Annotated in this window: 12 protein-coding genes and 1 pseudogene; 6 read left to right on the top strand and 7 right to left on the bottom strand. The window is 67.4% G+C overall.

Annotation, left to right across the window (positions count from 1 at the left end):
- The first annotated feature begins 242 nt into the window (after positions 1 to 242).
- Positions 243 to 2,642 carry a phosphoketolase gene (locus ACM6JT_RS26625; RefSeq protein WP_034184302.1) on the top strand — a complete coding sequence of 800 codons (2,400 nt, stop codon included), beginning with the start codon at positions 243 to 245 and terminating at the stop codon, positions 2,640 to 2,642.
- Between the two features lie 271 nt (positions 2,643 to 2,913).
- On the opposite strand, the gene ACM6JT_RS26620 is transcribed toward ACM6JT_RS26625, so the two are convergent.
- Positions 2,914 to 3,063 (bottom strand): hypothetical protein, encoded by a 150-nt coding sequence (locus ACM6JT_RS26620; protein ID WP_217589570.1) that lies wholly within the window; start codon positions 3,061 to 3,063, stop codon positions 2,914 to 2,916.
- An 83-nt stretch (positions 3,064 to 3,146) separates the two neighbouring features.
- Between ACM6JT_RS26620 and ACM6JT_RS26615 the strand changes: the two are divergent.
- Positions 3,147 to 3,263: pseudogene (locus tag ACM6JT_RS26615) on the top strand (cytochrome C); the annotation flags it as partial.
- Positions 3,264 to 3,318: 55 nt separating this feature from the next.
- On the top strand, positions 3,319 to 3,693 hold the full coding sequence (locus tag ACM6JT_RS26610; protein ID WP_414857619.1) for a DUF3564 family protein: 375 nt from the start codon (positions 3,319 to 3,321) through the stop codon (positions 3,691 to 3,693).
- A 130-nt stretch (positions 3,694 to 3,823) separates the two neighbouring features.
- Here ACM6JT_RS26610 and ACM6JT_RS26605 read toward each other — a convergent pair whose 3' ends face one another.
- The 6 genes from ACM6JT_RS26605 to ACM6JT_RS26580 form a co-directional block, all read right to left on the bottom strand.
- Positions 3,824 to 4,135 (bottom strand): hypothetical protein, encoded by a 312-nt coding sequence (locus ACM6JT_RS26605; protein WP_407971528.1) that lies wholly within the window; start codon positions 4,133 to 4,135, stop codon positions 3,824 to 3,826.
- Between the two features lie 427 nt (positions 4,136 to 4,562).
- Complete coding sequence (locus ACM6JT_RS26600; protein WP_414857618.1) at positions 4,563 to 4,739, bottom strand: hypothetical protein; 177 nt, start codon at positions 4,737 to 4,739, stop codon at positions 4,563 to 4,565.
- A gap of 148 nt (positions 4,740 to 4,887) precedes the next feature.
- Positions 4,888 to 5,820 (bottom strand): carbamate kinase, encoded by a 933-nt coding sequence (locus tag ACM6JT_RS26595; protein ID WP_105390109.1) that lies wholly within the window; start codon positions 5,818 to 5,820, stop codon positions 4,888 to 4,890.
- Positions 5,821 to 5,833: 13 nt separating this feature from the next.
- Positions 5,834 to 6,835, bottom strand: a complete 1,002-nt coding sequence (locus ACM6JT_RS26590; RefSeq protein WP_034184252.1) for an ornithine carbamoyltransferase — start codon at positions 6,833 to 6,835, stop codon at positions 5,834 to 5,836.
- A 64-nt stretch (positions 6,836 to 6,899) separates the two neighbouring features.
- On the bottom strand, positions 6,900 to 8,123 hold the full coding sequence (locus ACM6JT_RS26585; RefSeq protein ID WP_034184251.1) for an arginine deiminase: 1,224 nt from the start codon (positions 8,121 to 8,123) through the stop codon (positions 6,900 to 6,902).
- 137 nt (positions 8,124 to 8,260) lie between these two features.
- Entirely contained in the window at positions 8,261 to 9,754 is a 1,494-nt protein-coding gene (locus tag ACM6JT_RS26580; protein WP_051983825.1) for a basic amino acid/polyamine antiporter, read from the bottom strand.
- 652 nt (positions 9,755 to 10,406) lie between these two features.
- Here ACM6JT_RS26580 and ACM6JT_RS26575 point away from each other — a divergent pair.
- Genes ACM6JT_RS26575 through rbbA form a run of 3 tightly spaced genes read left to right on the top strand, consistent with a single transcriptional unit; the run spans position 10,407 to position 15,789 of the window.
- Complete coding sequence (locus ACM6JT_RS26575; protein ID WP_414857617.1) at positions 10,407 to 11,918, top strand: efflux transporter outer membrane subunit; 1,512 nt, start codon at positions 10,407 to 10,409, stop codon at positions 11,916 to 11,918.
- On the top strand, positions 11,915 to 12,988 hold the full coding sequence (locus ACM6JT_RS26570) for an HlyD family secretion protein (protein ID WP_034184249.1): 1,074 nt from the start codon (positions 11,915 to 11,917) through the stop codon (positions 12,986 to 12,988). The genes ACM6JT_RS26575 and ACM6JT_RS26570 overlap by 4 nt, the downstream gene beginning before the upstream one ends.
- Positions 12,985 to 15,789: a ribosome-associated ATPase/putative transporter RbbA gene (gene rbbA / locus ACM6JT_RS26565; RefSeq protein ID WP_414857616.1), complete on the top strand. Its 2,805-nt coding sequence runs from the start codon at positions 12,985 to 12,987 to the stop codon at positions 15,787 to 15,789. The genes ACM6JT_RS26570 and rbbA overlap by 4 nt, the downstream gene beginning before the upstream one ends.
- Position 15,790 lies beyond the last annotated feature (1 nt).

Below are 15,790 nucleotides of genomic sequence, written 5' to 3'. Positions count from 1 at the left end.
CGTTACCGACGATCCCGCCGCCGGCCGCGGTCGGGCAGCGGCGGACATGTCCGGCGTGGGCCCTGCCAAATCGGCAAGATCGGCAAGATCGGCAAGCCGTATGACGAATTCGCCTGCCGGCCGTTGCACCGGCTTGATGACGATCAAGCGCCGCGCCGCGACTCACCGTACGGTGGATGCTGATCGATTCGTCGCGAATCGCACTGTCTTCCATGCGGCACGGCCGCTTTCAGGAGCGTTGCATGACCCAAGCCGACCTGGCCTCCCCAGCCCCGCTTTCCGACGCACTGCTGCATCGCATGAACGCGTGGTGGCGGGCCGCCAACTATCTGTCGGTCGGGCAGATCTATCTGCTCGACAATCCGCTCCTTCGCGAGCCGCTGCAGATCGCGCACGTCAAGCCTCGTCTGCTCGGTCACTGGGGCACGACGCCGGGGCTGAACTTCATCTACGCGCATCTGAACCGGGTGATCAACGCACGCGACCTGGACATGCTGTTCATCGCCGGGCCGGGCCACGGCGGCCCCGGCGTGCTTGCCAACGCATGGCTCGAAGGGGTGTACAGCGACACCTATCCGAACGTGCCGCAAAACGCCGAGGGCATGGCGGCGCTGTTTCGCCAGTTCAGCTTCCCCGGCGGCGTACCGAGCCACGTCGCACCGCAGACGCCGGGCTCCATTCATGAAGGCGGCGAACTGGGCTACTCGCTGTCGCATGCGTTCGGCGCGGCGTTCGATCATCCCGGGCTGATCGTCGCCTGCGTCGTGGGCGACGGCGAGGCGGAAACCGGGCCGCTCGCCACCGCCTGGCACTCGAACAAATTCCTCAATCCGGCATCGGACGGCGCGGTGCTGCCCATCCTGCATTTGAACGGCTACAAGATCGCCAGTCCGTCGATCCTCAGCCGCATCGGACAGGACGAACTGGAGAGCCTGCTGACCGGTTATGGCTATCGGCCGCTGTTCGTCTCGGGCGACGAGCCGATGGCCATGCACCAGCGCATGGCGGCCGCGCTCGACGACGCGCTGGACGACATTCGCGGCATCCAGAACCGGGCGCGCGGCGGACGCGAGCTCGACCGCCCTCGCTGGCCGATGATCGTGCTGCGCACGCCCAAGGGCTGGACCGGCCCGAAGCGCGTCGACGGCCTGAAAACGGAGGGGCACTTCCGTTCGCATCAGGTGCCGATCGCCGACCTGAAACAACCGGGACACCTGCAATTGCTGGAAGCCTGGCTGAGCAGCTATCGCCCCGACGAACTGTTCGACGCGGACGGGCGTCCGTGCGAGGCGATCCGGTCACTGTCGCCGGCCGGATCGCGCAGGATGAGCGCGAATCCGGTGGCGAACGGCGGCGGCGAAGCGCGCGAGTTGCGGATGCCGGATTTCACCCGCCACGCGGTGGCGGTGCCCGCGCCCGGGCAGGTCGACGCGCAGGCCACGCGCGTGATGGGCGGCTTCCTGCGCGACGTGATGTCCGCGAATCTGGCCGACCGGACGTTTCGCGTGTTCGGCCCCGACGAAACGGAATCCAACCGCTTGTCGGCGCTGTTCGACGTCACCGCGCGCACCTGGATGGCCGAGACCGATCCGGACGACGTCCAGCTCGCGCCCGACGGCCGGGTCATGGAGATGCTCAGCGAGCACACCTGCCAGGGCTGGCTCGAAGGTTATCTGCTGACCGGGCGACACGGGCTGATGTCGTGCTACGAGGCGTTCATTCATATCGTCGATTCGATGTTCAACCAGCATGCGAAATGGCTGAAGGCCTGCCGGGAAATCCGCTGGCGGCGGCCGCTGCCGTCGCTCAACTACCTGCTGACATCGCACGTCTGGCGGCAGGACCACAACGGCTTCAGCCACCAGGACCCGGGCTTCATCGATTTCGCGGTCAACAAGAAGGCCGACACGGTGCGCGTCTATCTGCCGCCCGACGCGAACACGCTGCTGGTCGTCACGGATCACGCGCTGCGCACCTGGAACCGGATCAACGTGATCGTCGCCGGCAAGCAGCCGGCGCCGCAATGGCTCGATCTGGATGCCGCGATCCGGCATTGCAGCACCGGCGCGGGCATCTGGGAATGGGCGAGCAGCGACGGCGAGCCGGATGTCGTGATGGCCTGCGCGGGCGACGTGCCGACGCTCGAGACGCTCGCGGCCGTCGACCTGCTGCGCACCCATCTGCCGGCGTTGCGCGTCCGGGTCGTCAACGTCGTCGACCTGATGACGCTGGAGCCCGCCGACGTTCATCCGCACGGGCTGAGCGACGCGGATTTCGACGCGATGTTCACGACCGACCGGCCGGTGATATTCGCGCATCACAGCTACCCCACCCTGATTCACCGGCTGACCTATCGCCGCACGAATCACGCGAATTTCCACGTGCACGGTTTCATCGAGGAAGGAACGACCACGACGCCGTTCGACATGACGGTCCTCAACCGGGTCGACCGGTTCCATCTGTGCGAGGCCGTGCTCGATCATGCGGGCGAACACGTGCAGTCGGGCGCGCTTTTCAGGCAGTACCTGCGCGACAGGCTGGTCGAGCATCGCCGCCATGTGGACCGGTACGGCGACGACCTGCCGGAAATCCGCGACTGGCGCTGGCCCGCGACGCCGGGAAGCCGGAGCCCGATGCCGTGAGCCGCGCGTATTCGCCGGGAGGCGGCCACGGTCTCGGGCCGATCGCGAACCGCGGCCGCACGCCCCGTCGTTACCCCGCCGACGCGTGCATGGACGAATCTCCCGCCGGCCGGCATCGGCGCGTATCGATGCGATGACGGCCGCACAGCGGCCGGCGCATGTCGTGACCCGGCCGCGCTATCCGGGCGGGATGCGTGCCCCTTTCGAGTCGGACAGCCGGCGGTTGGCGCTTGCGGCTGCTGGCGTACCCGAGCGCCGTCCGCGAGGGTTTTCACCGGCCGTAGCCGCAGTCGGCATTCTTCCCCGGCGGCTGTTCTCCAAACCCTGCCTGACTTTCCATCCCGGGCGATTCCAGTCCGGTCGCGCGCCAGATCGCGAAGAACCGGTCGGCGAGCGCGTTCCCGCATTTGACCTGCATCAAGCGCCGGCTCGGGGCCACGCATAGACTGAGTCGGACTACTTGCCGGACACGCGCGCGACGACTACCGCTCCAATGACACACCGAGACCGGGCGGCCGTGCGCACCGGGGCGACGCCGCGATGCCGCCGCCCGCCGAGCACGGCGGCCCGCTGTCCTCCGAGGACGCGCATACGCTGATTCGCCGGGTCATGAGCCAGTAAAAGCCGCGACCGCCGGTGACGGCGACCGCCCTCCTTCATCGATTCGGAGCCCATTGTGCGGATCACGCTGCATCTCGATACTTTCGCCTGCGACAACCCGTCGGCCTATGCCATTCTCTGGATCGACACGGCCACGCGACGCTGGTCGCGCGAGGGTCATGCCGGAATGGACCTGGCCGCGTGGGGGACACTCGTCCGCGAAGGCAGCGCCACCCTGATGACGGGGCCCGACAACGCCGGCACCCTCTGCTGGCTCGACGATCTCGATCTCGACGCATCGTCCGGGCCGTTCGAAGGCCAGGCCGGCTGCGCGCGCTGGCTGCGCGACGCCATGCAGGCGCCAGTGACAGGCACATGGCGGGTGCAGTGGGTCGACGATACGGCGGAGACGCCGGAACACGAGGTATTCACGGGCGACGAGGAAAGTTAATCGGACCAAGGCTGCCGGCTGCGCCGGCTCCGTCGACGCGGCGGATCAACACACGCCTGGCGAGTCGCCGCAAACCGCCGCGGGCCAGTGCATCGGGCCATGGCGAAGCGCGCCCGATGCGCGGGACGTGTCAGCGAGAGTTTTCGTGGGTTCCAGTGGCCGCGCTCGTGCCGAGTTGCCGCTCGGCGAGGTCGAATGCCCGCTCCAACGCGTTCATGGGATCCGCACCCGTCATATGCGGAACGGGACGGAGTTCCCCGTTGCGCGTGATCAGATCGAGTCGTACGTCATACCTCGGCTGGCGAGTCGACGCGCCCATGGCCTCGATCGCGAGATGGCAGCCGGCCAGTTGCGGACTGAACTGCTCGAGGCGCATCAGCTGGATGCTCGCTTCCGCTTCCAACTGAGTCGACCCGGCGAAGCCGAAGTAAGCGATTTGCATCCAGATTCCCATGTTCAGCTCCTGTTGATTGCGCCGATTGATGGCGAGAGCCGGTTCATCAGTGTGGTGCGCTCGCAATACTTGATTTCGTACTCGTACGTCAATCTTCCATGGCCACGGCACTGCCTTGTTGATGTGCGTCAACCGACGGACATCACCGCACGCTGCCCGACAACCGGCGCCGGTCGCGCGACGAACCGGCGGCTCGCGCCGACCGTGGTCAAGCCACGGATCGCACGCTTTCACCGTGAAACCGGACAGGCCGGAGTGCCGCAGGAGCCGCGATGAAGAAACCCGCACCGATCGCTGCGTCGCTATCGCCCCGGGCCGCCGGCATCAGGCGGGGCCGGGGCGCTCGAGCGCACGCCGGCCCGCTCGGTATGCGGGGCGGACAACTGAATCTTCGGCGACACGCAGGGATGGACCCTCACGAACGTCGGGTCGGCTTCGACGAGAGGCCGCGCACCGGCATGCGCGCCTGCGCCGGATGCGAGGCCGGTAGCCGGCTGATCAGGAGCCTGTCGACATGGCAGCGCACCCGCAGCTGGCCCGACGGCGTGCCGAACAGCGCGCCGATCGCGACCTTCGCGATGCTGACGATCACGCCGCGATTGTGATTCGGCTCGAAGTCGGTTCAGGGCGTCAGATCTTCACGATGCGCGCCTGACGGAATCGGAGCCCCGGTTCGTCACTCCGTCGTCGGCAATGCCCGGCTCCGCACGTTGGCGATCCGCGTCACGTCGCGAGTGGCCTCAACGCTCCACGAACATGCTTGCCTGACTGACCAGAACCGACGTGCCCGCCGTGTCGTCGACGAGCCGCGCGATATCCGAGAGCGCGCCGATTGCCGCGCGTCGCCCGGTTGTCCGCGCAAAGTCGCAGACTGCTTCGACCTTCGGCCCCATCGATCCGGCCGCGAACTGCAGCGCCGCGAGCGCTTCCGGCGACGTGCGCCGGACCATGCGTGCGTCGGGCGTGCCCCAGTCGAGGTAAACGCCCGCCACGTCGGTTGCGATCACGAACAGGTCTGCGTCGAGCTCGCGCGCGAGGAGCGCCGCACTGCGGTCCTTGTCGATCACCGCCTCGATTCCCCGGTGCCGACCGTCGTTCGCTTTCACGACGGGAATACCGCCTCCACCCGCGCAGATCACGATAGTCCGGGTCGCGAGCAGCGCGCGCACCGGTTCGATCTCCAGAAAGCGCAGCGGTCGAGGGCTCGGCACGGCACGACGATAACCGCTGCCGTCGGCGACGATCGTCCATCCATTCGAACGTGCCGCTTCGGTCGCAGCCGCCTGCGTCAGCACCGGGCCGACCGGCTTGTCGGGCCGGTCGAAGGCGGCATCGGACGCACTGACCTCGACCATCGTCAGCAGCGTCGCGCATGGGCGCGATGCAGACAGCCGGTTGCGCAATTCGAGTTCGATCAGGTAGCCGATCATGCCTTCGGTCTCGGCGTCGAGCACATCGAGCGGGAAACGTTCGGCAACCGGCGCCTGCCCGGACAATGCCGCGAGCATGCCGACCTGCGGGCCGTTGCCGTGCACGATCACGAGTTCGTTGCCGTGCGCGATGCCCGCGAGCTGGGCGGCGGCCAGTCTCACGTTTTCCTGCTGAGCGGCGGCGGTCATCGCCTCGCCGCGTCGCAGCAGCGCGTTGCCACCCAGGGCGACCACGATACGCATCGGTTCCCCTCCCCTAGCTCGCCAGCGTCGCGACCAGCACGGCCTTGATCGTATGCAGCCGGTTCTCGGCCTGCTCGAAGACGATGGACGCGTCCGACTCGAATACCTCGTCGGTGACCTCCACGCCGTCGGTCAAGCCGAAGCGATCCGCGAGCTGCTTGCCCACTACCGTATGAGCGTCATGAAACGCCGGCAGGCAATGCATGAACTTCACGCGCGGGTTGCCGGCTGCCGCCAGGAGCGCAGCGTTCACCTGGTACGGCAGCAGCGTGCGGATGCGTTCGACCCAGGCCTCCTCGGGCTCGCCCATCGACACCCACACGTCCGTGTAAATGAAGTCCGCGCCCTTCACGGCTTCCGCGGGCTGCTCGGTCAGCGTGAGCCGGGCGCCGGTTTTCGCGGCGATCTCGCGGCATTGCGCGATCAGCTCGTCATGCGGCCACAGATGCCGCGGCGCGCACAGGCGCACGTCCATGCCGAGCTTCGCGCCGACGATCATCAGCGAATTGCCGGTATTGTTGTGCGCGTCGCCGATGTAGCAATACGCGATCTCGTGCAGCGGCTTGTCGCTGTGTTCGTGCATGGTCAGCACGTCGGCCAGCATCTGGGTCGGATGGAATTCGTCGGTCAGCCCGTTGTAGACCGGCACGCCCGCATACTGCGCGAGTTCCTCGACGATGGCCTGGCCGAAGCCGCGATACTCGATCGCATCGTACATGCGGCCCAGCACGCGCGCCGTATCCTTCATCGATTCCTTGTGGCCGATCTGCGAGCCGGTCGGGTCGATATAGGTGACGTGCGCGCCCTGGTCGTGCGCGGCAACCTCGAACGCGCAGCGCGTGCGCGTGGAGGTCTTCTCGAAGATCAGCGCGATGTTCTTGCCGGTCAGGCGCGGCTGCTCGGTTCCCGCATATTTCGCCCGCTTCAGGTCGCGGGACAGGTCGAGGAGATAGCGGATCTGGCGCGGCGTGTAGTCGATCAGCGTCAGGTAGCTGCGGTTGTGTACGTTGAACATGGTGAGATTCCGTCTGTCGATATCGGCGCAAAATGCGCGGTCGAATGCGCGGTCGAATGTGCGGTCAGAGCGCGATCGGATCGCGCGCCACCGGGCAGCTGAGGCAATGGCTGCCGCCGCGCCCGCGGCCGAGTTCGCCGCCCGGCAGCTCGATGACTTCGACGCCGGCCTGGCGCATCTTGCGATTCGTGTAGGTGTTGCGGTCGTACGCGAGCACGACGCGGCGATCCAGCGCGAGCACGTTGTTGCCGTCGTCCCATTGCTCGCGTTCGCTCTCGTAGCGGTCGCCCCCCGTCGTCAGCACGCGCAGCGAGCCGACGCCGAGCGCGTTGGCGACGACTTCCAGGAACCGGCCGTCATGGCGCTCGTAGCGCACCTGCCCGAGCGCGTCGCCGGGGTACAGGCTCGTGCAGCGGATCTCGTCGGCCACGTCCGGATAAATGCTGACGAAGTCCGCGTCGAGGAAGGAGAACACCGTGTCCAGATGCATCGACGCGCGCGACTTCGGCAACTGGCAGGCGATCACGCGCTTCGCGCCGTGTCCGGCAAACAGTGCGCGCGCCACCTGCGTCACGGCTTGCGGGCTCGAACGCTCGCCCATGCCGATCAGCACCACGCCGTTACCGATCGCCATCACGTCGCCGCCTTCGAGCGTCTGTGCGCCGTGGTCGACGTCGGGATTGCCCCACCAGGTGCGAACCTGGCCTGCAAAACGCGGATGGAACGCATAGACCGCGGCGAGCAGCAGCGTTTCCTTGCGCCGCGCCGGCCAGAACATCGGATGCAACGTCACGCCGCCGTAGATCCACGCGCTCGGATCGCGCTGAAAAATCAGGTTCACGAGCGGCGGAATCACGAAGTCGGACCGCTCCAGATAGCCGCCGAACAGGCCGCGCGCGTCGAACGGCAGCTCCGATTTGGCGACGCCGCCGATCAGTGCGTCGGCAAGCCGCTGCGCCGGCATCGATTCGAGCCACAACCGCAACTCCCGCAACATGCCGGTGCCGACTTCCTCCTCGGTGATGCGGCGATCGAGGATCCAGTCTCGCGCGTTGGTATCGAGACAGACTTCGGCCAGCAGGTGCTGGAATTCCAGCACTTCCACGTCCCGTTCGCGCAGCACGCGCACGAAGGTCTGGTGATCCTCGATCGCCTTGTCGACCCACAGCACGTCGTCGAACAGCAAGGAGCCGCAGTTGGCCGGCGTGAGCCGCCGATGAGCGAGGCCCGGCGCGCACACCATCACGGTGCGCAGCTTGCCGGCTTCGGAGTGAACGCCCAATGTCATGGTTTGATGGTCCTTGATCCTGAAGTAGTGGTTCGATCGCGACGGCGGTCGGGAGTCGCATGCGGCCGTCGCGTCCATGCCCGCCGTCGAGATTCCGGGTCACGCTGTCGAAACCCGGAAGCCGGCGGGCGGGCGCATCAGCCGACCGACACGATGCCCTTCGCGAACAGCACGACCGCGCTCACCGCGACCGCAAGCAGCACAACGGCCGCCACGCGTTCGCGAGCGGTGAAGACGTTCGACTGCGGATCCTTCTCGCGCTGCGCATACCAGAACACCGGGATGCCGACGACGAAGAAAATGGTGGACATCAGCAGATAGGTCGGGCCGGCCGCATAGAGCAGCCAGGCCGCATAAACGGTTCCCAGCACGCCGGTCCAGATCGACGCGCGCTTGCCCTCGCCCGCCCGCTCGTGAAAGCCCTTTTGCGTGGCGCACTTCCACAGAAAGCCGGTGCTCGCGAGATACGGCGGCAGGATCATGACCCCGGCCACACTGATGAGCCAGATCCATGCGTCATGCGCGAACAGCACGACGAACATCATGACCTGCATCACCGCGCTCGACAGCCATAACGACGGCGCGGCCGCGTGATGCCGGTTCTCGCGGGACAGGAAGCGCGGGAAAATGTTGTCCTTGGCAGCCGCAAAGGGCAGTTCGGCGACGAGCACCGTCCACGCGAGCCAGCAGCTCAGTACCGAAAACAGCAACGCGACGACGATGAAGATCGCGCCCCAGTGCCCGACGAGCTGCTCCAGCACATACGCGGAGGACGGGTTCTGCAGGCCGGCCAGCTGGTGCTGGGACATGACGCTGAACGGCAGCGCCGAAAGCAGGAAGTAGAGCGTCGTGCAGACCGCGAGCCCGATGAACGTCGCGGTACCCACTTCGTGCTGGTTGCGCGCCCGATCGGACACGACCACGGCGCCCTCGATGCCGATGAACACCCACAGCGTGACCAGCATCGTGCTCTTGATCTGCGCGAGCGTGCTGCCCAGGTGTTGCTGCTGCCCCCAGACGTCGAACGTGAAGTGCCCTTTCTGGAAGAACAGCGCGATCACGACGATCGCGATCGACAGCGTGACGATGTTGACGATGCTCGCCATCGTATTGAGGATCGCCACCCGCTTCACGCCGGAGAGCACCATGAAGTGCAAGACCCAGATCAACAGCGAACCGCCCACGATCGACTGCCAGTTCTTGCCGTCGAGCACCGGAAAGAAATATCCCAGCGTCTGCATGATCAGCACCGCGAACGCGACGTTGCCGAATGCGGAACTGAGCCAATACCCCCACGCCATCTCGAAGCCGGCGAACTTGCCGAAACCTTCTCGTGCATAGGAATAGATGCCGGCGGTCAGGTCGGGACGCTGGTCCGCCAGCGTGCGGAACGCGTTGGCCATGAAGAACATGCCGACGAGCGTGATGGCCCATGCGATCGCAATGGCGCCCAGGCCGGCACCCGCGGCCATGTTCTGCGGAAGGTTGAAGGCACCGCCGCCGATCATCGAGCCGACGACGATGCCGCTCAACAGCAGCAGGCCGAGCTTGCGCGTTTCCGGGCCGCCTGCCGCCGGCTTCGACGGCTGCTGGCCGTCGACCGGCGGTTTTTCGACTACAGGTTGGCTCATACCAGTTCTCCGAATGCGTTGACTTGGCCTGGCCACGGCATGCGACTGGATGCTGCAACGTCGCACCGTAACGGGCGCTCTTCCCGGCTGCGGGCAGCGCAACCGGCCGATGCGTTTTCGTCGAAACGAACGGGAAACGCGTCGGTAACAAACCGTGGTCCAATCAGGAAGAATTGGAGTCCTACTTATATCGATCGATGCGACCGGGATCGAAGCAAACCGGATATCGACGGCATCACTCGACAGGCTAGCGGGGTATGCCGGTGCAAGTGCAACGCCGTGGCGCCCGCCGATTCCAATGACGATAGTAGGTACCGAATCGCCGATGTCGGTTGACTCATGTCAAGGGGGAACCCGGGGGCGGCAACGGAGATGCGCGGGGAGCCTGCAAGCGGTCGGCGGTGGATTGGCGGATGCGTCGACTCTTTGCACTTCTTCCCCCAGCGGTTTGCTCGAGTCCGGCGTACGACGCTACCCGTAGGGTTGATACATTTCCGGCGCAGATGTCAAGCGAAGCACCGCTCGAAACGCATCCCCGCCGAAGTGATACAGATCAAGGGTGGGGACCGCTATCGTCGGATATAAGTGAACCCGAAGCGGCGACGCCACGAGGCGGCGCCATCCCGTGTTCCCGTATTCGCCGAGGCATTCCATGCGCGCCATCGCGCTTCCCGCTGACTTCCACATCGCCGTTGCGTGGTGCGTGCGTTTCGTTGCGATGACAACGGGCGCGGGACTGCTTTCGGGATGCCTGTCGCTTGCGCCGCCCGACGAGCGCCCCGCCGCGCCGATCCCTGCCGCATTCCCGGATCCATCCGTCAGCGTCAGCGCCAGCGCCAACGCCCCGGCCGCGGCGCAGGTACCGGCGTGGCAGCAATACTTCGTCGATGCGCGTCTTCGCGCGCTGATCGCGCAAGCGCTGACCGACAATCGCGATCTGCGCGCGGCCGTCGCGCGCGTCGAGCAGGCACGCGCCGTCTATGGCATCCGCCGCGCGGACCAGTGGCCGTCGATCGATGCGGGCGCCGCCTACGCGCGGTTTCGTACACCGGGCGGCTTCCTGTCCCCGACGCCCATGATCGGCCAGGTCTACGAGGTTCGGCTGGCCGAGACGCAATGGGAGATCGACTTCTGGGGCCGTGTGCGTAACCTGAAAGACGCGGCGCTCCAGCGCTACCTGGCGAGCGATGCGGCCCGGCGAGCCGCGACGCTGAGCGTGATCACCGCGGTCGCGGACGCGTACCTGACCCTGTGCGAGCTCGACGAACGCATCGCGCTGACCCGCGCGACGATCGACACGCGGCGCGAATCGCTGCGGATTTTCCGGCTTCGCCAGGCGGCCGGCGCGATTTCGCGACTCGACCTGACGCAATCGGAGATCCTGCTGCAGCAGGCGGAATCCCTTGGGGTCCAGTTGCAGCAGGCACGCGCGTCGGCTGCCGATGCGCTGGCGCTGCTCGTCGGCGGGCCGCCGGATCTGCCCGACGCGCCGCTCGCGCTCGACGACGGTGCCGTGACGCCGTCGCTCGCACCCGGCCTGCCTTCGTCGCTGCTCGCCAACCGTCCGGACGTGATTGCGGCCGAGCACGAGTTGCAGGCGACGCGCGCGAACATCGGCGCGGCGCGCGCCGCATTCTTTCCCCGCATCGCGTTGACGAGCTCGATCGGCTCGGGCAGCAGCGCGCTGCACGATCTGCTGTCGTCCGGCGCCGGCGTATGGTCGATCGTCCCCACCGTGACGCTGCCGCTTTTCGACGGCGGCCGAAACCGCTCGAATCTCGCCCTTGCGCATGCGCAGCGCGACGAGGCGCTCGCGAAGTACGAAAAGACGCTGCAAGGCGCCTTCCGCGACGTGTCCGACGCGCTCGCGTCCCGCTACTGGCTGGCGGACCAGGTACGCATCGAGCGCGCCACGCTGGCCTCCCAAACCGAACGGGCGCGCCTGGCGAAGCTGCGCTACGACAGCGGCGCCACACGGTTCCTCGAAGTGCTCGACGCGCAACGGGACCTGATGAACGCGGAGCAGCAATGGGTGATGGCGCGCCGTGCGCTGCTGTCGAGCCGCGTCGCGCTGTACGGCGCGCTCGGCGGCGCGACGCACGAGGACGACGAGGCCGCCGCGTCGCCGATCAACACTTCGACCGATCCGGATTCCACACGATGAAAACCATCAAGCGCCCTCTTCTGATCGGTGCCGGCGCCGCCGTGCTCGCGATCGGCCTGATCTACTACGGGTGGACACGCTGGCGCGACGGACACGCGGATGCCGGCCTGGTGAGCGGCAACGGCCGGATCGAGGCGACCGAGATCGACGTCGCGACCAAGCTGCCGGGGCGCGTCGCCGCGATGCTCGTCGACGAAGGCGACTTCGTGAAGGCCGGGCAGCCGCTCGCGCACATGGACGTCGTCGTGCTGCAGGCGCAGCTCGACGAAGCGCGCGCCAGGGAGCAGCAGGCGGTGAACACCGCGGCGAGCGTCGACGCGCAGGTCGCGCAGCGGCGCAGCGACAAGGCTGCCGCGGCGGCCGTGGTCGTGCAGCGGGAAAGCGAACTCGACGCGGCGACGCGGCGGCTCGCGCGTTCCGAAACCCTGTCGCGCGACGGTGCGTCGTCGCTGCAGGAGCTCGACGACGATCGCGCGCGCGCCGGCAGCCTGCGGGCAACCGTGAGCGCCGCGCGTGCGCAGGCGGAAGCCGCGCAGGCCGCGATCGACGCCACGAAGGCCCAGCTGGTTGCGGCGCGCTCCGCCGTGACGGCCGCGCAGGCGACCGTCGCGCGCGTGCAGGCCGACATCTCGGACAGCGATCTGACGTCGCCGCGCGACGGGCGCGTCCAGTATCGCGTGGCCGAATCGGGCGAGGTGCTGCCGGCAGGCGGCAAGGTGCTCAACGTCGTCGACCTGTCGGACGTCTACATGACGTTCTTCCTGCCCGAAACGGTCGTCGGTCGAGTGCCGCTCGGCGCCGACGTGCGGATCGTGCTCGACGCCGCGCCGGAATACGTGATTCCGGCACGTGTGTCGTACGTGTCGAGCACCGCGCAGTTCACGCCGAAGACGGTCGAGACGGCCACCGAGCGGCAGAAGCTGATGTTCCGCGTGAAGGCGCGCATCGACCGCGACCTGCTGCAGCGCCATCTGAAGCTCGTCAAGACCGGGCTGCCGGGTGTCGCGTGGCTGAAGGCCGATCCGAACATGGCGTGGCCCGAGCGCCTCGCGATCAGGGTGCCGCAATGAAATCGATGTCGCCGGCCGGCGCCGACGCCGGATCGACCGAAGGCCCGCCTGTTGCGGGTGCGCCCGGCGCGGTCGTACGGCTGTCGGGCGTCTCGTTGCGATACGGCGGCAAGTACGCGCTCGACGACGTGACGCTCGAGATTCCGGCCGGCCGCATGGTCGGGCTGATCGGGCCGGACGGGGTCGGCAAGTCGAGCCTGCTCGCGCTCGCTTCCGGCGCGCGCGAGGTCCAGCAGGGTCAGGTCTGGACCCTCGACGGGGATCTGTCGTCGCGACGCCACCGCGAACGCGTCTGCCGGCGGATCGCGTACATGCCGCAAGGCCTGGGCCGGAACCTGTATGCGACGCTGTCGGTCGAGGAAAACCTGCAGTTCTTCGCGAGACTGTTCGGCCACGATGCGGCGGAGCGCCGCCGCCGGATCGACGCGCTCACGCGCAGCACCGGCCTCCACCCGTTCCTCGACCGTCCCGCCGGCAAACTGTCCGGCGGCATGAAGCAGAAGCTCGGGCTGTGCTGCGCATTGATTCACGATCCCGACCTGCTGATCCTCGACGAGCCGACGACCGGCGTGGATCCGCTCTCGCGCGCGCAGTTCTGGGAACTGATCGGACGCATTCGCGCCGCTCGCCCGGCGATGAGCGTACTGGTCGCCACCGCGTACATGGACGAGGCCCGGCGTTTCGACTGGCTGATCGCGATGGACGCCGGCCGCGTGCTGGCGACGGGCAGCCCCGGCGAACTGCTCGCGCATACCGGTTGCGACACGCTGGAAGCCGCGTTCGTCGCGTTGCTCCCGGACGCGCGCCGGCGCGGGCACCAGCCGATCCGGATCGAGCCTTTTCAGCCCGATGCTTCCGCCGGTTATGCGATCGAGGCCGAGGCGCTGACGATGCGGTTCGGCGATTTCGTCGCGGTCGATCACGTGAGCCTGCAGATCCGCCGCGGCGAAATCTTCGGTTTTCTCGGCTCGAACGGCTGCGGCAAATCGACGACCATGAAGATGCTCACGGGGCTGCTGCCCGCATCCGAAGGCACCGCGACGCTGTTCGGCCGACCGGTCGCCGCGGACGACATCGACACCCGCCGGCGAGTCGGCTACATGTCGCAAGGGTTTTCGCTGTACGGCGAACTGACCGTCCGGCAGAACCTCGTGCTGCATGCCCGCCTGTTCGGCGTACCGGAGCCGGAGGTATCCGGGCGGGTCGCCGAAATGGTCGAGCGCTTCGGGCTCGCCGACGCGCTCGACTCACTGCCCGAGCAGCTGCCGCTCGGCATGCGGCAGCGGCTGTCCCTGGCGGTGGCGATGGTGCACAAGCCCGAACTGCTGATCCTCGACGAGCCGACGTCCGGGGTGGATCCCGTCGCACGGGATGATTTCTGGCGACTGATGATCGAGCTCGCGCGGCACGATCGCGTGACGATCTTCATTTCGACGCACTTCATGAACGAGGCCGAGCGCTGCGATCGCATCTCGCTGATGCACGCGGGCCGCGTGCTCGCGAGCGCCGCGCCGGCGGAACTGGTTCGCATGCGCGGCGCCGGCACGCTCGAGGAGGCGTTCATCGGATACCTGACCGATGCGCAGCAAGCGGACGGCGCGTTGACGGAGGCACCGTCCGACGCCGGCTGGCTTGCCGCGCCGCCCGAGGCGGCCGGCACAAGCCACGGGGCCGCGTGGTTCAGCCCGGCGCGCGCCGGCAGTTATCTGTGGCGCGAGGTGCTGGAGCTGCGCCGCGACCCGCTGCGCGCGACGCTGGCGCTGTTCGGTTCGCTCGTGCTGATGTGCGTGATCAGCATCGGCATCAGTCTCGACGTCGACAACCTGACGTTCGCGGTGCTCGACCGCGACCAGTCGATCCTGAGCCAGGACTATGCGCAGAACCTCGCCGGCTCGCGCTATTTCGTGCCGCGCGCGCCGCTCGCGGACGATCGCGACATCGATCGCCGCATGCGCGGCGGCCACCTGTCGCTCGCGATCGAGATCCCGCCCGGGTTCGCACGCGATGTCGCGCGCGGCCGGCGCGTCGAGATCGGCGCATGGGTCGACGGTGCGATGCCGATGCGCGCGGAGACGATCCGCGGCTATGTCGCCGGCATGCACGAGAACTGGCTGCGCGATCAGGCGAAGCGCCGGCTCGGCGCGTCGCTCGTCCCCGCGGTCGACGTCGCCGTCCGCTATCGCTACAACCCGGACGTCAAGAGCCTGCCGGCGATGATTCCGGCGATCATGCCGATGCTGCTGCTGATGCTGCCCGCGATGCTCACGGCGCTCGCGGTCGTGCGGGAACGGGAGCTCGGGTCGATCGTCAACCTGTACGTGACGCCGGTCACGCGGGCCGAGTTCCTGCTCGGCAAGCAGGCGCCCTACGTGATGCTGGCGATGCTGAATTTCCTGCTGATGGTCGTGCTGGCCGACGTCGTGTTCGGCGTGCGGATCAAGGGAAGTTTTGCAACGCTGGCGGCCGCGGTGCTGATATTCAACGTCGTGGCCACGGGCATCGGGCTGTTCGCGTCGACCTTCACCCGCAGCCAGATCGCCGCGATCTTCATGACGATCATCGGCACGCTGATCCCCGTCGTGCAGTTCTCGGGCCTGCTCACGCCGCTGTCGTCGCTCGAAGGCAGCGGCAAGTGGATCGGTACGATCTACCCGGCCACCTACATGCTCGCGATCAGCCGCGGCGTCTACAACAAGGCGCTCGGGCTGGCCGACTTGTCGTCCCAGTTCTGGCCGCTGCTCGCGGCGGCACCGGTCATCCTGATCATGACCGGTCTGCTGCTGCGCAAACAGGAGCGCTGAC

Origin of the sequence: Burkholderia sp. IT-111MI5, from assembly GCF_949752865.1 — a bacterium.
GTDB lineage: Bacteria > Pseudomonadota > Gammaproteobacteria > Burkholderiales > Burkholderiaceae > Burkholderia > Burkholderia pyrrocinia_C.
This window is presented reverse-complemented; position numbering and strand designations above follow the sequence as displayed.